Origin of the sequence: Terrabacter sp. MAHUQ-38, from assembly GCF_014518425.1 — a bacterium.
GTDB lineage: Bacteria > Actinomycetota > Actinomycetes > Actinomycetales > Dermatophilaceae > Terrabacter.
This window is the reverse complement of sequence record NZ_JACVCU010000001.1, coordinates 1,088,306-1,106,752: the sequence shown is the minus strand read 5'-3', so window position 1 is coordinate 1,106,752 and position 18,447 is coordinate 1,088,306. Positions and strand designations below refer to the sequence as shown.

At 72.0% G+C, this 18,447-nt stretch carries 17 protein-coding genes; 8 read left to right on the top strand and 9 right to left on the bottom strand.

The annotated features are described in order from the left end of the window. Positions 1-15: 15 nt before the first annotated feature. The 6 genes from H9I49_RS05170 to H9I49_RS05145 form a co-directional block, all read right to left on the bottom strand. Positions 16-1,098 (bottom strand): DNA polymerase IV, encoded by a 1,083-nt coding sequence (locus H9I49_RS05170; RefSeq protein ID WP_188029211.1) that lies wholly within the window; start codon positions 1,096-1,098, stop codon positions 16-18. 52 nt (positions 1,099-1,150) lie between these two features. Then, a complete protein-coding gene (locus H9I49_RS05165; protein WP_188029210.1) occupies positions 1,151-1,510 on the bottom strand; it encodes a hypothetical protein in 360 nt (119 codons plus the stop codon). 76 nt (positions 1,511-1,586) lie between these two features. Beyond that, entirely contained in the window at positions 1,587-2,813 is a 1,227-nt protein-coding gene (locus H9I49_RS05160; protein WP_188029209.1) for a hypothetical protein, read from the bottom strand. A 141-nt stretch (positions 2,814-2,954) separates the two neighbouring features. Continuing rightward, a complete protein-coding gene (locus H9I49_RS05155) occupies positions 2,955-5,048 on the bottom strand; it encodes a penicillin acylase family protein (protein ID WP_188029208.1) in 2,094 nt (697 codons plus the stop codon). Continuing rightward, on the bottom strand, positions 5,045-5,455 hold the full coding sequence (locus tag H9I49_RS05150) for a TIGR03618 family F420-dependent PPOX class oxidoreductase (protein WP_370587432.1): 411 nt from the start codon (positions 5,453-5,455) through the stop codon (positions 5,045-5,047). Before H9I49_RS05150 ends, H9I49_RS05155 begins: the two co-directional genes overlap by 4 nt. Positions 5,456-5,506: 51 nt before the next feature. Continuing rightward, positions 5,507-5,956 (bottom strand): hypothetical protein, encoded by a 450-nt coding sequence (locus H9I49_RS05145; protein WP_188029207.1) that lies wholly within the window; start codon positions 5,954-5,956, stop codon positions 5,507-5,509. 42 nt (positions 5,957-5,998) lie between these two features. Here H9I49_RS05145 and H9I49_RS05140 point away from each other — a divergent pair, with 42 nt between their 5' ends. From H9I49_RS05140 to H9I49_RS05130, 3 genes are all read left to right on the top strand, one after another. Further along, the gene (locus H9I49_RS05140) at positions 5,999-6,394 is read left to right on the top strand and encodes a DUF2237 family protein (RefSeq protein WP_188029206.1); all 396 of its coding nucleotides are present in this window, start codon (positions 5,999-6,001) and stop codon (positions 6,392-6,394) included. A 130-nt stretch (positions 6,395-6,524) separates the two neighbouring features. Next, a complete protein-coding gene (locus H9I49_RS05135) occupies positions 6,525-7,496 on the top strand; it encodes an NADP-dependent oxidoreductase (protein WP_188029205.1) in 972 nt (323 codons plus the stop codon). Positions 7,497-7,577: 81 nt separating this feature from the next. Further along, complete coding sequence (locus H9I49_RS05130; RefSeq protein ID WP_188029204.1) at positions 7,578-8,216, top strand: hypothetical protein; 639 nt, start codon at positions 7,578-7,580, stop codon at positions 8,214-8,216. Between the two features lie 72 nt (positions 8,217-8,288). Here H9I49_RS05130 and H9I49_RS05125 read toward each other — a convergent pair whose 3' ends face one another. After that, positions 8,289-12,350: a family 43 glycosylhydrolase gene (locus H9I49_RS05125; protein WP_188029203.1), complete on the bottom strand. Its 4,062-nt coding sequence runs from the start codon at positions 12,348-12,350 to the stop codon at positions 8,289-8,291. A 315-nt stretch (positions 12,351-12,665) separates the two neighbouring features. Here H9I49_RS05125 and H9I49_RS05120 point away from each other — a divergent pair, with 315 nt between their 5' ends. Then, on the top strand, positions 12,666-13,103 hold the full coding sequence (locus H9I49_RS05120) for a CHRD domain-containing protein (RefSeq protein ID WP_188029202.1): 438 nt from the start codon (positions 12,666-12,668) through the stop codon (positions 13,101-13,103). A 71-nt stretch (positions 13,104-13,174) separates the two neighbouring features. Here the strand turns inward: H9I49_RS05120 and H9I49_RS05115 are convergent, their stop codons facing one another. Beyond that, positions 13,175-14,158, bottom strand: coding sequence for a DUF389 domain-containing protein (locus H9I49_RS05115; protein ID WP_188029201.1), 984 nt, complete (start codon positions 14,156-14,158; stop codon positions 13,175-13,177). Positions 14,159-14,257: 99 nt separating this feature from the next. Between H9I49_RS05115 and H9I49_RS05110 the strand changes: the two genes are divergently transcribed. Genes H9I49_RS05110 through H9I49_RS05095 form a run of 4 tightly spaced genes read left to right on the top strand, consistent with a single transcriptional unit; the run spans position 14,258 to position 16,951 of the window. After that, a complete protein-coding gene (locus H9I49_RS05110) occupies positions 14,258-14,638 on the top strand; it encodes a helix-turn-helix transcriptional regulator (RefSeq protein WP_188029200.1) in 381 nt (126 codons plus the stop codon). Then, the gene (locus H9I49_RS05105) at positions 14,635-15,540 is read left to right on the top strand and encodes a cation diffusion facilitator family transporter (RefSeq protein ID WP_188029199.1); all 906 of its coding nucleotides are present in this window, start codon (positions 14,635-14,637) and stop codon (positions 15,538-15,540) included. The genes H9I49_RS05110 and H9I49_RS05105 overlap by 4 nt, the downstream gene beginning before the upstream one ends. Beyond that, positions 15,537-15,716 (top strand): hypothetical protein, encoded by a 180-nt coding sequence (locus tag H9I49_RS05100; RefSeq protein ID WP_188029198.1) that lies wholly within the window; start codon positions 15,537-15,539, stop codon positions 15,714-15,716. The genes H9I49_RS05105 and H9I49_RS05100 overlap by 4 nt, the downstream gene beginning before the upstream one ends. 44 nt (positions 15,717-15,760) lie before the next feature. Continuing rightward, positions 15,761-16,951: an MFS transporter gene (locus tag H9I49_RS05095; protein WP_188029197.1), complete on the top strand. Its 1,191-nt coding sequence runs from the start codon at positions 15,761-15,763 to the stop codon at positions 16,949-16,951. Here H9I49_RS05095 and H9I49_RS05090 read toward each other — a convergent pair. After that, on the bottom strand, positions 16,914-18,368 hold the full coding sequence (locus tag H9I49_RS05090) for a PLP-dependent aminotransferase family protein (RefSeq protein ID WP_188029196.1): 1,455 nt from the start codon (positions 18,366-18,368) through the stop codon (positions 16,914-16,916). The genes H9I49_RS05095 and H9I49_RS05090 overlap by 38 nt on opposite strands. Positions 18,369-18,447: the final 79 nt, after the last annotated feature.

Genomic DNA, 18,447 nt, shown 5'->3' with positions numbered 1-18,447 from the left:
GCTGTTGACGTGCGGTCAGAGTCGTCCGCGGATCGGTGTGCGCTCGACGGGGTCGCCTTCCTCGGGCATGACCATCTCGGCGCGCACGCCGAGCAGGCGCACCTCCCGCTCGGGGTCGAGGGTGGCCGCGAGCGCGACGGCGGCGTCGACGACGTCGGCACGCTCGCTCGTCACCGCGGGGAGCTTGCGGGCCTTCGTCTGGGTGAAGAACGGCGCATAGCGCACCTTGAGCGTCACCCGGAAAACCGGGCGCCCCTCAGCCACCGTGTCGTCGAAGACCTGCGACGCGAGCTCGCGCACCGCCTCGAGCACCTCGTCGGGGGTCGTGAGGTTGCGCTGGTACGTCGTCTCGCGACTGTGTCCGCGCGCGACCCACGGCGAGTCGTCGACGACGGCGGAGCCGATGCCCCGCCCGAGCTGGGAGTACCAGACGCCCATCCGCGGGCCGAACTCACCGACGAGGACCTCCTCGTCGACCTCGGCGAGCTGGCGGACCGTCACGATGTCGTGGCCCGCGAGGCGCTTGGACACCTTGGCGCCGACGCCCCACAGGTCGATCGTCGGGCGGTCGCCCATGACCTCGAACCAGTTCTCACGCGTCAGCCGGAAGACGCCGCGCGGCTTGCCGAACCCCGTCGCGATCTTGGCCCTCACCTTGTTGTCGCCGATGCCGACCGAGCAGTGCAGGTCGGTCGCCTCCAGCACCGCGGCCTGCGCCCGGCGGGCGAACGCCTCGGGGTCGTCGGTGTCGACGCCGAGGAACGCCTCGTCCCAGCCGAGCACCTCGACGACGACGCCGAGGTCGCGCAGCGCATCCATGACGTGACCGGACGCCTCGGTGTAGGCGGGCGCGTCGACGGGGAGGATGACCGCGTCGGGCACCTTGCGCGCGGCCAGCCGCAGCGGCATACCGGAGCCGACGCCGAACTGCCGGGCCTCGTAGCTCGCCGTGGACACGACGGCCCGCTCGGTCGGGTCACCGCGGCCGCCGACGATGACCGGTCTGCCGGCGAGCTCGGGTCGGCGCAGCACCTCGACCGCGGCGATGAACTGGTCGAGGTCGACGTGCAGCACCCAGTGGGCGGGGCCCGCGCTCATGCCGCCATTGTGCCCGGCTGGGCCGACGGCGCCCGGCCTGCGCGCGTGACGGTCAGTCGCGACCGGCGGGGCGGCGCGAAGGGTCCACGACCGGCTTGCCCCGGCGGAAGGTGTAGACCGTCGGGTTGTCTGCGGGCGCCGACGCGCTCACGCCGTCAGCCAAGACCGGCTCGTCGGGGTCCCGCGGAGCCGGCCCTTCAGCGTCGTCCTGCTCGCGAGCGGCCACGACGACTCCGTGGTAGAGCATGACGGCGGCCAGCCCGGTCAAGGCGTAGGCGCCCACCGTGAGCAGCACGCCGGTGTGCGCGCCACCGATGTCGGAGCGCAGCAGGTGCAGTCCGCCGGCGATCGCCCCCACGACCGCGGCGCCGACGAACCAGATGATCGTGGCCCGGGTCATTGATATCCCCACGGGGTCACTGTCGCACAGGTGCGAGTCGGCCGAGGCCAGCTTCGCGGGGCCGTGCCGGAACCGACCTGTCACACCGTCATCGGACGACGAGCGACCTGACGCCTCCGTGGGCCTTGCTCGCGGACCCGGACCGGAGGGCCTTGGGCGTGACAGGCTTCGTCGGCGCGGCCGTGCCGGAAGTGGTCCTGGGACCGATACCCGGGTTGCGCTTGACGGTGAAGCTGCCGTTGTCCTCGCGGGCCTGGCTGCCCTTGTTCGCGGCGCCCTTGTTCGCGGCGCCCTTGTCCTTGGCGTCCTTGGCTGCCTTGGCCACCTTGGCGTCCTTGGGGTCGGTGGCCGTGGTCGGCCTCTCCTGGCCGGGAACGGCGGCGAGGCCTCCGGGCTTCTTGGGGCTGAGCGCCTCGGGCGAGAGCGTCAGCCCGCCACCGGCCCGGGGTGACCCGGCCTCGAGCGCTGGCGCGCTCGCACGAGCCGCGGTCGCGGACCCTCGGGCCGAAGGGGTCGATGACGCCGTCTGGGGCGCCGGCGTCGCCGCCGTCGTGGAGGCCCGAACGGTCGCGGAGGTGGCCCTCGCCGACGGAACCGAGGCGTCCGCCCCGGACGGCGGGACAGCGGCATACGACGTCTGGGCCTGGCTGACGTGCGGCGAGCCGGCGGGCATCGGCGCAGCCGGTACGGACGGGAGGCGCGAGCTGCGCTCGTGAGTCGCGACGGTGCCGACGATGAGGGCGGCGACGGCCGCTCCGAGCAGCAGGCCGGCGCCACGTGGGCCCCCGACCTGCGTGAGCGTCACGCGGCCGATCACGAGGGCGGCACTGGCGGCGAGCAGCGTGGAGACACCGATCACGACGAGGCCGCCGGTCAGGCCGCCGACCAGCGAGCCGAAGATGACGAGGCCGCCGAGGATCGCGAAGCCCGGGACGGAGCCCTCGGGGAGGCGCCGGCGCGGGAGGTCGGCGAGCAGGTCGACGGTCTCCCAGCGGTCGAGTACGGGACGGGTTGGAAGCGTGAACGAGGCGTCCTCGACCACGCCGGACCGGGACAGGTCGGACGTCACGCCGTCAGTGTGGTCGAATACACGTCCCCGTGGGGTGAGCGACGCGTCGCTGTCGGCGGCACGGGTCGACGCGAGGGACGTCGCCAGGCCGGTGCGGGCGGCGGGCCCTGCCGCTGCCCACAGCTGCCAGCCCCGGGGCGGCACGGGCCACGACGGGTCGGGCAGCCAGCGCTCGGGATCGTCCATGAGGTCGAGAGGGTCGTGGCGCAGCGGATCGCCGTGTGTTGGCGTGATGCTCGTCGTCACCTGACTCACTACTCCTGCGGTGTACGCGGACGGACACCGAGGGGGACGGTGCCTTACTCGAGAACAGTAGGGTGATGAGTCATGTTTTGTCCCTTAAATGGTAAAAAGAAGGCAAAGTTTTCGAGCGGGCCTGATGGGGACCTACGTCGTGCCCTCCGACGCGTCGACCGGGTGCAGGTCACCCCGCAACCACGCCGGGGTCTGGTCGGCGAAGTGGGGGTCGCGCGCGTCACCGCTCGTCCCGAAGGGCACGACCCACCGGCTCGCCTCGCGGTCCGCGAGATCCCAGACGTAGCGCGCAGCAGGTCCGCCGTAGCAGCGGTCGGTGACCCCCGGCGCGCTCGCGGCGGCGAGGACGCACCCCTTGTCGCCGCCGACGGGGTCCGGGGCGACGGTCGGCGCGCCGCCGACCGTGGCGAGCGCGTGCAGCGGGTCGAGCCAGTGCCGATCGCCCCACACCGTGGCTGGGTCCTCCTGCGCCGCGACGCGTTCGAGCGCCGCCCGGACACCCGCAGCGACGTCGATGCCGATGCGCGAGCCCTCACGGGCCATCGAGTGCCAGCCGACACCGATCTGCGTCGTGACGTCGGTCCAGGCCAGGAAGACGCTTGAATGACCGCTGGGCTCGTGCAGGGGGGCCAGCGCCGGCTGCTCGGCGAACCAGCGCACGAGGGCCGTGCGCCACGCGGCGAACACGGCGGCCCCTCGGCTCCCCGCGTCACTGTGGCCGTCCCACGCGAGCAGCTCGGCCCGCACGTCGGCCGCCGGGCCGTGGACGTCGGCGGCCTCGACGAGCTCACGCATCAGCTCTGCCTGCCCGTTGCGGGTGTCGACGTGGATCTCGGCGCAGTCGGCGGCCGTCAGCCCGTTGCGCTCACCGATGAGGTCGCGGATGCGCTCCGCGCGGAAGGGGGTCGCGTACTCCACGCCGAGCCCGCCGCCGCTGGCGCGGTCGTTGGCGCTGACCATGACGTCGCGCACCTCGGTCGCGGGACCGCGCCGGTAGCCGTGCCACTCGTGCCGCGCGTCCCAGGCGGGCAGCGGCAGCACCGTGCCCGCCGGGTCGCGCTCGGGCACGCGCCCGACCACGAGGTGGCGCATCCGGCCCGACACGTCGGCGACGAGCGCACTGTTGACGGGCTCCACCCATGCTGCAAGGGCCTGCTCGACGTCGTCGACCGTGCGAGCTCGCAGGAGCGGGAGGAGCGCTCCGAACCCGAGGTCCTCCTCGACCTGGGTCGGGGTGCGCAGGCTGTACGCCGCCGGGCCCGGCGACGTACCCAGCTCAGCCTCGAGCCCGGTCACGACGGGCCCCCGCGCGGTGACGGCGACCGGCACGGTGACGTCCTGCTCGCCCCGCACGCGGATCGTCTCGACGCCGGACTGCACCTCTTCCCACCCGTCGAGGCCCTTCGCGCGGAACACGGGCGACCCGTCGTCGGCGACCCCCGCGTGCCGGAGCGACTCGAGGGTGAGGTCCTGGTAGTCGGCCATCGCGTTCGTGATGCCCCACGCCACGGTGCCCGTGTGGGCGAAGTGCTGGACGCCCGGCACCCCCGGGAACGTGAAGCCGACGACGTCGAACTCGGGGCACGCGAGGCCGACCTGCTGGTAGCAGCCGGGCAGCTCGATGGTGCGGTGCGGGTCACCCGCGATGAGCGGGAGGCCGCCTGCCGTGCGGTGGCCGCCGATGACCCACGCGTTGCTCCCGGACGCCTCGGCGTGCTCGACGCCCTCGGCGTTGAGCAGCGCCAGCACGTCCTCGCCGAGCCGGTCTGCGACGTGGGCGTTGAAGAGCTTCGACGGGAAGGTGCCGAAGAGCAGGTGGATGCCCCAGAAGATGCCGAGCGGCGTCCACGGCTCCCACGGACGCGGCCTGGCGGCATACCCGTGGAGCCCGAGCGCCTCGATCTCCGGGAGGCCGGCGAGACCCTCCGCGAGGGCGTCGTTGACTCCACTGACGTATGCCGTGAGCCACGTCTGCGTCTCGGCGTCGAGGCGCTCGAAGCACCGCCGGACGGTCGGCTCGAGAAGGACCTGACGGGAGAACCGGTCCCACGGCAGACCGGCCGGGCCGACGTACTCGGCCGTGCGGCCCTCCATGCGCCAACGGTGGTGCTCGATCTGCCAGCCCCGGTCGAGAGCGGTCACCCGGCCCTGCAGCCTGGCCAGCTCCATGACGTCGTCGGCCCGCAGGTGGGGCACGCCGACGGCATCGCGCCGCACGTCGCTCACGCGATGTCCCGCAGACGGCCCCAGCCGTGCCAGCGGTCGACCTTGATGTAGGCCGTGATCCGCAACCGGTCGCGGACCCGGTACGGCTGCCCGGTGTAGTGGGTGGCGATCCGGTCGATGTCGGCGAGGTCGAGGTCGTCGATGAGCTCGACGACCCGGCCCTGGACGCTGACGTGCGTGACCCAGTTCTCGGGGTCCATCGCACTGAGGCTGACCCGCGGGTCGGCGCGCAGCCAGTCGAGGCGCTTGCGGCCGGCGTCCATGTTGACGACGACCAGGCCGCCCTCCATGACGTACCACGTCGGCACGGAGACGGGTTGGCCGTCGGGTCGCACACAGCTGATCGTCGCGTGGTTCGGCGCACTGAGGAACTCGACGACCTCGACGGGCATGGGGGCACGGGGCACTGCGGGTCTCCTTGGGCCTCAGGGTGTCTCGGACAGCGACCAGTTCTCGCGTCAGTCGTCCCGGCTCGAGAACCTGCTCTCGATCTCACGCAGGAACGCGTCCGAGATCCGTCGGAACTGCTGGAGCGTCAGGGTGATCGGGTCGCCGACGGCGAGGCCGAGCACGCTGTGGGCCGGGTCGAGCGGGATCTGGGGGTCGGCCATGACCGTGCCGCCGTTCTCCATGAGCGACCGGGCGAGCACGCGGACCTCGTTGAGGGCGTTGCCGTCCTTGCCCTCGACGCCGCGCAGGCGGTGCACGAAGTAGCCCTCCAGGACGAGCAGCATGTTGTTGAAGTACTCGTACTCGAGCGACTCGAGGGCCCCCTCGAGGCGGGAGACGTCCGCGTCACCGTGGTCGCGCGCAGCCTGGGCGACCTCGTGGAACATCGCGACCTGCGTCTCGACGCGGGACCGGCACGCGTCGATGTAGTCCTGCTCGTACTCCCTCATGCCCAGCATGGGCCCCAGCGTAGCGAGCGCCGCGGCGGATAGGTTGGGCCCATGGCAGCGCGTGAACGGAACGTGCTCGGTGGCGCGCTCGAAGCCTGCGGCACCGACCCGATGACCGGCTTCTACCGTGACGGTTACTGCACGACGGGGCCCGAGGACCGGGGCAGCCACACCATCTGCGTCGTCGTGACGCCGGAGTTCCTCGAGCACCAGCGCGGCGTCGGCAACGACCTCGTGACGCCGCGCCCCGAGTGGCGGTTCCCGGGCCTGACGCCCGGCGACCGGTGGTGCGTCGTGGCCAGCCGGTGGTTGCAGGCCCACCAGGACGGCGCGGCCGCGCCGGTGTTCCTCGCCGCCACGCACGAGCGGGCCCTCGAGGTGGTGCCGCTCCAGCTGCTCCAGTCGTATGCCGCCGACATCCCGGACGACCCGAGCTCGCTGCTCTGACGGCGGTTCTCGCCGATCCGTGCACACCGGCCGGCGACCGGCGTAGCGTCGAGGTGGCTCGACTCGAGCACGGCAGGGGGTGCCCGTCATCAGGCCCTCCACCTGCAAGACCGTGTTCCAGGAGGCCGCCATGCGCGCCGTCGTCGTCAACGAGTTCCACGCCACCCCGACCGTCGAGGAGATCGAGGTCCCGGAGCCGGCGGAGGGCGAGGTGAGGGTCCGGGTCCATGCCGCCGCCGTCAACGGCTTCGACGTCGGAGAGCTGCACGGCTTCCTCACAGGCTGGTTCGAGCACCGGTTCCCGCTCGTCCTCGGGAAGGACTTCGCGGGCACGGTCGACGCGGTGGGCCCGGGGGTGAGCGACCTCGCCGAGGGCGACCGGGTCTTCGGGGTCGTCACGAAGGACTACCTCGGCGACGGCTCGTTCGCCGACTACGTCACCGTGCCGACCTCGGTCGGCGTGGCGCGCCTGCCCGACGACGTGGACTTCCTCCACGGCGCGGCGCTCGGTCTCGCCGGGGCCGCTGCGCTCGCCTGCATCGATGCGGCGGACCCGGCGCAGGGTCGCACGATCCTTGTCGTCGGCGCGACCGGAGGCGTCGGCAACCAGGTCGTGCAGCTCGCGTCGCAGGCCGGTGCCCACGTCATCGCGACCGGGTCCTCCGAGGCCGAGCAGCAGCTCGTCCGTCGCCTCGGGGCGGCCGAGGTCGTGGACTACCACGCGGATGTCCCGGCGGCGGTGCTCGCCGCGCACCCCGGCGGCGTCGACGTCGCGATCCACCTCGCGGGCGACGCCGCGGCACTCGTGCCCGTCCTGCGTCAGGGCGGGACCCTGGTCTCGACGCTCGTCTTCACGACGGAGGGCTTCCCGGCCGCCCCCGACGTCTTCGTGCCCATCGCGGCGAACCCGACGCCCGAGATCCTGCACCGGCTCGCGGGGAACCACACGAGCGGCCTGACCTCGCTGACGATCCAGCGCACGTACTCGCTCGCCGAGACACCTGTCGCGCTCACCGACTTCGCGTCGGGCACCCTCGGCAAGCTCGTCGTCGACCTCGACGGCGACAGGGTCGCCGACCGACCGCCCACGCCTGAACCGTGACGATTCACGCGTTCGGTCACCACGGCCGCGACCCAGACACCACAATCAACCCACTGTCCACGTCGAACACCGGAGTCGACCGTGCGCCGAGCCCAGGCCATCGCAGCGTTCGCGATGACGGCTGCCCTCGCACTGGCCGGCTGCTCGGCGAAGCGGCCTGAGGTCGAGCTCAGCCAGGCGCCTGGCGCGACGGGCACGCCGGCCCCGACGCAGACCGTCACCGTGACCGAGATCGACACGCGGACGGTGACCGCCACGACGACGGTCGTCAGGACCGCGACCGTGACGGCGACGCCGACGGTCACCGTGACGGCCCTGCCACGGCCGAGCCTCACGACGAGCACCGTCTTCGACCGCGCGGCGGCGCTCGCCGACTACGCCACCCTCGTCAACGACGTCCGGGTGCTCGACCGGATGTCGCTCGCGGGCAACGCCGCAGCCCTCCAGCTCGACCTGCTCGCCGCCCACCTCGCCCGGCTGGGTGCGAACGGCGCGCCGCCCGGCCTCGACGCCCCGAGCTACTACGGGCGCATCGTGTCGCTCGGGCTGTTCGCGCGGGCAGCCTCCGACGAGGCGGCAGCGAGCTCGCCCGTCGCCGAGAGCCGCTACGCCGTCATCCGGCAGGAGACGGCGGTGCTGCTGTCCCTCGTCAACGGCGCGCTCGCGACGACGTTCACGCTCCCCACCACCGTGCCGCGAGCGACGACAACGACGCCGTGAAGGAGTATGCCGCCGGGCCGGGAGCGGGGAGGGGTGCGCTCCCGGCGCGGCGGCATACGTGGGCGGTGCCGCTCAGGGCAGCGGCGGGACGCTCTCGAGCGTCGGGACGACCGGCGCGATGGTGTCGTCGGCGTTGTACCGCAGGCGGTCGATGGTGACCTCGCGGTGCGTGCCGTCACCGCCCGGGATGGCGAACCGGTGGTACGCGATGTACCAGTCGTCGGTGCCGGGCACCTGGACGACCGAGTGGTGTCCCGTGCCGAGGATGCCGAGCGAGGGGTCCTTCGCCAGGATCTCGCCGCGGTTCGTCAGACCCGCGCCGAGCGGGCTCGTCATCGTCGCGTAGCCGACCCGGTAGTTCTCGCTGCGCGTGTCGTCGATCGACCAGCTGAGGTAGTACGTGCCCTGGCGCTTGTGCGCGAACAACCCCTCGCGGAAGCCGGTGAGGCCCGTGAGCCGCTTGACCTTGGCGGGGTCGAACGAGGTCATGTCGGCGTTCAGGGGCACGACGTACGCGTTGCCGTTGCCCCAGTAGAGGTAGCTCTGGCCGTCGTCGTCGGTGAAGACCGCCGGGTCGATCGCCTGCCCGCCGTCGGGGTTGGTCGCGACGAGCGGTTTGCCGATCGCGTCACGGAACGGGCCCGCGGGCGAGTCCGCGACGGCGACGCCGATCTTCGCGTCGGCGCAGAAGTACAGGTAGTACTTCCCGTTCTTCTCGATGGCGGCAGGTGCCCATGCCCTTCCGTCGGCCCACGTCACGTCGGGGCCGAGGTCGAGGATCACCGGGTGCTCGGTCCAGTGGACGAGGTCGGTGCTCGACCACGTCTTGAACGTCGTGCCGCTCCAGCCGTCGAAGCCGTCGGTGGTCGCGTAGATCCAGTACGTGTCGCCGAAGCGCACGATGTTGGGGTCTGCGTTGTAGCCGGGAAGCACGGGGCTGTTCATGACGACGGCCTTCACGGTCCAGGTCCGGGTCGACCCGTCAACGCCGGTGACCCGGTAGGTGACGGGCGAGGTGAAGTCCTGCGTAGAACCGTTGTCGGGCGTGACCTGCGCGTCGTCCGGCACGCCGAGCTCAGGCGCGAGGTGCGTGACGTCCGTTCTCGCCTTGACCGGCAGGACGACCGTGCCACCGGCACTGTCGATGATCGCCGGCACCTTGAGCTCGTCGAGCTTCACCGACCCGACCTGGGTCTCGTTGCCGGGCAGTGACACGACCTGCTGCGCCGTGAGACCGCGGTCCCAGATGGTGAACGAGCGCACGGTGCCCTTGAGGTAGTGGTCGCCCGAGTACAGGGAGCGGCCGATCCAGTTGGCTGTCGTCGTGCCGTCGCCGAGCTGGCCCGGTGTCGTCGTGACACCGGTGTTGCGCGCCACCTCGACCCCGTTGTCGTAGAGCACTCCCGTCCCGCCCGACAGCGTGTAGGTCAGGGTGTGCCAGGCGCCGCGCGACACGTCGCGCCCGGATCCGGTGTTCTGCTCCGTCGACCAGTTGCCGCTCGCGATCGACGTCCGGTAGGCGTTGCCCGTCGTGAAGAGGTAGCCGGAGCCGGCACCGTTCAGGCTGTTGCCCATTCCCCAGATGAAGTAGGGCGTCTGCTGGTTCGGGTCGATCCACACCCGGGTGGACACCGTCACGGCGTCGAGTCCGGCGAGGAGGTTGTCGGGCAGGTCGACGTAGCCGTCGACACCCCCGAGCTCGACGCCGTCGGTCGTGCGCTTGGCGCCGCCTCTGATCGTCGCCGGACCAGCCTGGCCGGCCTGGTCAGTGACCATCGCGCCACTCCCGGCCTGCGTGCCGAGCAGGTAGTCGGCGATGACACCCTTCGTCGTCGCCGGGGCTTTCGTCGGACCGGCCTTGAGCCGCGCGAGCTCGGCCTTGGTCACCGGCATGACAGTCCCGTGGCGCGGGCGGCCGGGCAGCTGGTAGTTCTGCGACATCGTGAAGGTGCCCGAGTCGAGGTCGGTGGTCTCGAACGGGACGTAGCCGCGCCCGCCGAACTCGTCGATGAAGACGTACCACTTGTCCTCGGTGTTCGACTTGAACACCGTCGGCCCCTCGCCCTGGTTGATGCCGGGGCTCGTCGCGGTGGCCTTGCCGATGCAGTCCTTGACGAAGCCCCAGTCGGTCGAGCGCAGCGACGTCGACTTCTGCTCGAGGATGAACTTGCTGCAGGGCGTCGTCGAGGTGTTGTTCCGCTCGTCCTTGGTGAAGCGGTAGTACGTGCCGTCGTGCTTGACGACGGTCGAGTCGATGACGGAGTAGCCGGGGTCGACCCAGACCTTCGGGGCGCTGAAGGTGCGGAAGTCGCGGGTCGTCGCGTACAGCATCTTGTTGTACGTGTTGCCGGTGTGCTGCGGGTCGTCGGCCGCGTAGAGCTTCGAGGCCCAGAAGACGACGTACGCGCCGATCGAGTCGTCGTAGTACGCCTCCGGTGCCCACGTGTTGCCGGCCTCGTCGGGCGAGACCAGGACGTGGCGCTGCTGGCTCCAGTTGACGAGGTCGGTCGACTCCCACACCTCGATGTAGCGGCTGCCGTGGCGCTGGCTGCGGTCCCAGTCGCCGTTGCCGTAGATCTTGAGGTCGGTGGCGATGAGGTAGAACTTGTCGCCCTCGGCGCTGCGGATGATGAACGGGTCGCGCACGCCCTGCTCGCCCTCGCTCGAGGTGAGGATCGGGCGCCCGCCGTTGAGCTCGTCCCAGTGGAGCGGGTCGTTGCCCCGGCTCGCGGCCATGTAGATCTGCTCGCCGTCGGCGGTGCCCTCACCGGTGAAGTACGCGAACGCGTACCCCTCGAGCGCCTCCTTCTTCGGCAGCGGCAGCACCGTGAGCGTGATGTTCCGGGTCGCCGAGACGGAGCGGAGCGTGCCCTTGACGGTGAGGCGGGCCTTCACGGCCGGGCTGCCGTATGCCGGCCGGCTGACCTCGCCGGTCGCCGTGACGACCCGTGGGTCCTTCGTCGACCACGTCAGCGTGACCCCACGCGCGCCGGACGTCGGGAGCGTGACGTTGCCGCGGATCGCGTCGGCGTCCGGGATGCTCACGGCCGCAAGGGCGTTCGCGACCTTCTGGTCGTCGGTGATGTCCTGCAGAATCGTCACGGTGAAGGTCCTCGTGGCGGAGGCGGCGGCATACGACACCGTCGCGGTGAGGGTCACGGTCGCGTTGCCGGCGCCCGGTGCCGGACGGGTGACCGTGCCGTCCGTCGCGACGACGGACTCGTCGCTCGAGGCCCACGTGACGGTGGAGCCGCCGGCGGTCTTCGTCGAGAGCGGCAGGTTGTCCGTGACGGCGGACGTGTCGCCCAGGTCGAGGGCGGCGGCGTCGGAGGTGACGCGCACGGCTGCCGTCTGGGCCCCGAGCTGCTTCACCTCGTCAGCCGTGACGGCCCGGTCGTAGACGCGGAAGTCGCGCACCTGGCCCTTGAGGTACCTGTCGGCCGTGTAGACCGAACGGCCGAGGTAGTTGGCGGTCGTCGTGCCCCCGCCGATCGAGCCCGGGGTGATCGTGATGCCCGTCTTGCGGCCGACCTCGACACCGTCCTCGTAGAGGATGCCGGTGCCGCCCGAGAGCGTGTAGGTCAGGGTGCGCCACTGGCCGCGGTCGACGTTGCGGCCGGCCGACGCCGTCTGCTCGGTCGACCAGTTGCCGCTCGCGATCGAGGTGCGGTACGCGTTGCCCGTCGTGAAGAGGTAGCCGTCGCCGGCACCATTCGTCGTGTTGCCGAGACCCCAGATGAAGTACGGGGTGGCCTGGGCCGGGTCGATGAGGACCTGCGTCGAGACCGTGATGTCGGTCAGGCCCTTCATGAGGTCGTTGGGCAGGCGCAGGTGGCCGTTCGTGCCGCCGAGGCGCAGGCCGTCGGCGCCGAGCCAGGTCGTGTCGCCGCTGACGGTCGCGGTGCGCCCGTGACCGGAGGCGTCGGTGACGCTCGAGCCGCTCGTCTGGTCGAGCGAGTAGCGAGCGACCAGGCCGTCGTCGAGCGACGTCGCTGCCGAGGACGGCGCCGCGAGGGTGAGGGTGGCCAGGGCCGTGGTGAGCAGGACGGCCAGCGCGGTGACGGCCGCGAGCGGACGCCGCGTCCTGCGCTCGCGGGTCGTGGTTCGGGCGGGTGGCCTCGACGAGTCGGACATGCCGGTGACTTCCTTGTCGGGCGCGCGGCAGGGCAGCCGCGAGCGAGGGCAGTGCGTCCGGGTGTGGCACCGCGTGCGCTCCGGCCTTCCCTGACGGGCCCGAGCGCGAGATGTGAGCGTTAACATATGGACCGGCCAGCACGGTGTCAACCCCCTGTCCTTCCCCGGGCGACGACGGCTGAACCGCTCGAACGCCCCTGTCGTCCTTGGTCATGGCCGCGACGACACCACCCTTGGGGGACGTGCTCGTCGGCGGGTGCGCCGCGACCAGCCACCAACCCACCGGACGCCACGTCCAGGATCCAAGGGGAAGTCATGAAGCGCACCACCCGCACGTCGTCCGTCGTCGTGGCGCTCGTCGCCGCCGCCGGACTCTTCGTCCCCAGCGCCGCCCTCGCCGCCGGACGGCCGCTCACGACCGAGATGAGCGGCGCCAACGAGGTGCCACCCGCGGATCCCGATGGCTCCGGCACCGCGCGGGTCTGGGTCAACCCGGGCCTGAACGAGGTCTGCTACGAGCTCACGGTCGCGGACATCGCGCCGGCCGTCGCGGCCCACATCCACGTCGCGCCGGTCGGCGTCAACGGCCCGATCGTCGTGCCTCTGGCAGCGCCGACGACAGGCAGCTCGAGCGGCTGCGCCGACGTGTCACGGGAGCTGGCGCAGGCACTCGTGATGCACCCGGAGAACTACTACGTCAACGTGCACAACGCCGACTACCCGGGCGGGGCCATCCGCGGCCAGCTGTCCTGACTCCCTGAGCTCCGGGTCGATGTGTCGCCGAGGTAGCCAGGCCCTCGGAAGTGCATCGACCCGGGCCGGCGTCAGCGGCGCGGGGGCGGGGGCTCGGCGTGGACGTGCCGGTTGAGCCGGGAGTGTGCCCGGGGGGCGGGCACGCGCGACCAGACGGTCTGTTGGAAGAGGAGAGTCAGCCACCCGGCCACGGCCATGCCGGCCAGGTTCACCACCAGCTGCAGACCGCTGCCCCGCACCTCGTGCCACGCCCCGAACGCGAGGCCGAGCGCCACGTTGCCGGCGGCCGGGATCGTCGTGACCGAGATGAAGACGCCACTGAGGCCGCCCAGCCTCGACGACGTCAGCGACAGGACCCCCGCCGCGGCCGCGAGCACCGCGACGATGAACGACCACCTGTCCGGCGTGTAGATGAAGTCGGTCGCCGGACGGTCGCCGGTGATGTCGTCGAGCGCCACCCAGCCCAGCGCCCGGCCGACGAGACCGGCGCAGCAGGTCACGACGATGGCGACCGCGAAGCCGACGACGAGCGCCCGTGCGGCGACGCCGAAGAGGAGGGCCCGCTTGCGCACCAGTGCCACGCCGAGCGCGGCCACGGCCCCGAACTCCGGACCGAGGACCATCGCCCCGATGACGAGGATCTGCGAGTCGAGGATGATCGCGATGCCGGCGATGAGCGTCGCCAGTGACATGAACGACAGGAACGTCCAGTTGAGCTCGCTGTCGTCGTAGGACCGCTGGGCGACCTCGGCCCAGACGACGGCGTCGGCGCTGCTGCCCGGGGTCTCCTCGTCGGCCTCGAAGCCCGCCCGCGACACCCACGTGCTGACCGGCTCGATCTGGAGGGTCCCCTCCTCGTGGACACCGAGCTCGCGGAGCCTGTCGACGAGCACGTTGGCGCCCTCGCGGGCCACGTCGGCCTGCACGACGTCGCCCTGGGGCCGGATCGCCACGCCGCGCATGAGCGTCAGGCTGCTCACGGCGGTCGAGTCGGCCAACACCTGCGTCACTTGCTCGGTCAGGTCGCTCGGGACGGTGATGGTCAGTCTCAGCATGCCGACAGTCTGCCGCCCGGTCGTGCTACCCCGGTTGACATACCGGCGCAGACCGGACGACAGTGACATCTGAACATTCAGTCAGATGAGAGGGCGACGATGAGCACCGTCACCGGTCTGGACGGCTGCGCCACTCCGTGCGTGCACCCCGAGAAGGTCGCTCTGGCGACCGCGAACGCCCCTGGTGCAGAAGAGCTCTCGCGCGTGGCGAGCGTGTTCAAGCTCCTCGGTGACCCGACTCGCGCCCGGCTGCTCTACGCGCTGCTGGAGGCGGGCGAGCTGTGCGTGTGCGACCTCGCCGCCGCCACCGCGACTGCGGAGGCTACGGTGTCGCAGGCCCTGCGACTGCTCCGTGCCTCGCGTGTCGTCACCGGGCGACGCGAGGGCCGCAACGTCTTCTACCGGCTTTCCGACGCGCACGTCCGGCTGCTGCTCGACGTGACCCGCGAGCACGCCCTCCACGACGGGTCCGCGCGGTGAGCCACGACCACGGCCCGACCTCCGGCCACCCAGGGGGACGGCACCGCTGGCGGCTCGCGGTCGCGTTCGGCCTCGTCGCGGCATACTTCGGCGTCGAGCTGGTCTCAGGTCTCGTGTCCGGGTCGCTCGCGCTGCTGTCCGACGCCGGCCACATGGCCGCCGACGTCGTGACGCTCGGGGCCGCCCTCGTGGCCACGCGGATCGCGACCCGCGCCGACACGACGGGCCGGCGCACCTTCGGCTCGTACCGCGCCGAGGTCTTCGCCTCCGGCCTCGCCGTCCTGCTCATGCTCGGTGTCTCCGTCTACATCGGCGTCGAGGCGCTCGGCCGCATCGGCGCGAGCCCCCAGGTCGCCTCGGGGACGATGCTCGCGGTCGGCGTCATCGGGCTGGTCGTCAACGTCGTCGCCCTCAGCCTGCTGCGCGGCGGCGCGGGCGAGAGCCTCAACGTCAGAGGTGCCTACCTGGAGGTCGTCGCAGACACCGTGGGCTCCCTCGGGGTCATCGCCGCCGCAGTCCTCGTCCGCGCGACCGGTAGCACCTGGTGGGACACCGGCGTCGCGCTCGCCATCGCCGTCTTCGTCGCGGTCCGGGCCGTCGGGCTCGGCCGTGAGGTCGTCGCGGTGCTCGGGCAGCACGCACCGACGGGCATCGAGCCGACCGCGATGCTCGCGGCCCTCGGCGAGGTGCCCGGTGTCACGGACGTCCACGACCTGCACGTCTGGACCCTGACGTCGGGCATGGACGTCGCCACGGCACACCTCGTGACGTCGCGGGCCGATGCCGGACCCGATGTCCTCGCTGCCGCGAGCCGGATGCTGCGCGAGCAGTTCCAGGTCGCCCATGCGACGCTCCAGGTCGAGACGACCGACCGTGGCCGCTGCACCGGGGCGGACTGGTGAGCACGCGCGCCCGGCCCCCGTTCACGCTCCTGCCGCCGTCGCGGCGCGCCGCCCTCGTCAGGCGTGCCCGGCTGCTCGCGGTCGCGTCGGTGGCGTACGACGTCGCCGAGGCCGTCGTCGCGGCGGTCGCCGTCCGCGAGAGGCGATCCAGCTGGCGCGGCGACGCCTGCTGCTGACCAGCCCTTGACGACGTGAGCCGCGACCGCCAGTGTGACCAACCGTGACACTTCGGGCCGAGTCCTCTCCCCTGCTCCGCGCCCGGCTCGCCGCCGGCACCGCCTTCTTCGTGCAGGGACTGCTCTTCATCTCCCTCACGACCCGGCTCCCACAGATCCGCAAGGAGTGGACGCTCGACGAGCTCGCGGTGAGCGGGCTGCTGCTCATGGTCGTCCTGCTCGCGGGCCTCGGTTCGGTCGTCGCGGAGCTCGTGGCGGCACGGTCGTCGAGCGCCGTCGTCGTGCGGGTCGGCCTGATCACGGCGACGGTCGGCTTCGCCCTGCTGCTCCTCGCGCCGACCTTCGCCGTCTTCGTCGCCGGCCTCGCGGTCTACGGCCTGGCCCTCGGTCTCGTCGACGCGTCCTCGAACATGCAGGCGGTCACCGTCGAGCACCTCTACCGCCGACCGATCCTCCCGTCGTTCCATGCCTTCTGGACCGCGGGCGGCATCCTCGGCACGCTCATCACCCTCGCGACCGCCGGCGTCGACCTCGGTCCGGGCCTGCTGCCGCTCGTCGTCCTGCCGATCGCTGCGCTCGCCGCCCCGTTCGCGCGCCGCGACCGGCTCGTTGAGTCCGGCGCCACGGTCGACGTCCCGTGGCGCCGGATCGCGCTGCTCGGGGTCGCGATGGTGCTCTTCTACATGGTCGACACCGCCGCCACGGCGTGGGGACCCGTCTACCTCGACGACACGCTCGAGGCCCCGTCCGGGCTGGCGGCGCTCGCGACGCTGCCGTACCTCGTCGCGACCCTGCTGGCCCGGGCTGTCGGCGACCGCCTCGTCGACCGCCACGGCGCTGTGTGGCTGCTGCGGATCAGCGGCGTCGTCGCCGCGGCGGCGCTCGCCGTCATCGTCTTCACGCCGACGTGGGTCGTCGCCGTCATCGGGTTCACCGTCCTCGGTGGCGCGGTCGCGACGATCGCGCCGCTCAGCTTCTCGGCAGCCGGCGCCATCGCCGGCGGTGACGGCGACTCGGCCGGCGAGCGCATCGACAAGACCGACCAGGTCGTCGCGCGCTTCAACCAGTTCAACTACGTCGGAGCACTCCTCGGAGCGGTCCTGACCGGCGCCGTCGGCTCCGACGACCTGCGCCTCGGGTTCGCGGTGCCGATGGTGCTCATCCTCGGGATCATCCCGCTCGCGACCCAGTTCGCGATCATCCGGCGGCGCGGCGTGGCGGTCCGCTCGCGCTGAGGACCTGTCGCAGCGCCGCGAGTGCGGGGCCCATGCGCTCCAGGGGTATGCCGCCGACACCGAACGCGAGCCCGTGGCGAGGTGGCTGCTCGAGGTGTCGCACGGAGAGCGGCTCGACGAAGACACCTGCGGCCAGGGCGGCCTCGGCGATCGAGACGTCGTCGAGCGCCGGGTCGCGCAGCAGCGTGCACAGGTGCAGCCCGGCCGCGGACGGGACGACCTCGAGCCAGTCGCCGAGGCCGTCGGGGCTCGTGAGGCCGTCGAGCAATGCCTCCCGTCGCGCGCGGTAGACCTTCGTCGCCCGCTTGACGTGGGCGGCATGGTGGCCCTCGGCGAGGAAGTCGGCGAGGGCACCCTGCGTCACGGCGTCACCGTCCCAGACCGTGACGCGCTTGGCCTCACGCAGGGCGGCCGTGAGCGTGGCCGGTGCGATGGCGTAGCCGACCCGCAGCGACGGCAGCAGCGACTTGGAGAACGACCCGACGTAGACGACACGGCCGTCACGGTCGAGGCTCTGCAACGGCTCGAGCGGCCGGTCGGCGAACCGGAACTCGCTGTCGTAGTCGTCCTCAACGACGACGGCTCCGTGCCGGACCGCCCACTCCAGCAAGGCGATCCGCCTGGCACGAGACATCGCTACGCCCGTCGGGTGCTGGTGTGAGGGCGTGACGTAGACGAGGCGGGCCGCCTCGGGCAGTGCGTCGACGACGATGCCCTCACCGTCGACCGGTACGCCGCGGACGACGGCACGGTGGGTCGCGAAGAGCCGCGCGGCGGCGGTGTAGCCGGGGTCCTCGACCGCGACGACGTCACCCGGCTCGACGAGCACCCTGGCCACGAGGTCGAGGGCCTGCTGCGCCCCGGCGGTCGTCACGACGTCGTCACCCGACGCGACCACGGAGCGGGCCAGGCCCGCGTACCGCGCGACCTCGACCTCGAGCCGGGTCGAGCCCTGCACCTCGTAGGTCCCGGCTGACAGGCGGCCCCGGCGCAGGGTTCCACTGACGAGTCTGCGCCACGTCGCGAGCGGGAAGAGTGAGGCGTCGGGCACACCGACCGAGAAGTCGTATGCCGCCCGGTCGGGCCCCGGGGCGGGCGCAGCCGGTGTCGCCCAGAGCGGCACCGGCCGCACGGCGCCGGCCCGGGCTCGCCGGCCGGTCGCGTGGGCGGGTGGCACGCAGCCGGCGGCGACGAACGTCCCCGCGCCACGCCGGCTCTCGAGGAGCTCCTCGGCGATGAGACGGTCGTAGGCGGCGGTCACCGTGCCGCGCGCGACGTCGAGCGTCGTCGCGAGGTCACGCGTGGCCGGCACGCGGTCTCCACCGGTGAGGCGACCGTCGAGGACGGCGGCGCGCAGCTGGGCGTAGATCTGGGCGGTGAGGTCACCGGATCCGGTGAGCGTGAGATGCAGGTCCACAACATCAGCCTAGATTGGACCAAACCGACCGACAAGAAGTGGCACTTCTGGCCGGTCCAATCTCTGGCCACGCTGGAAC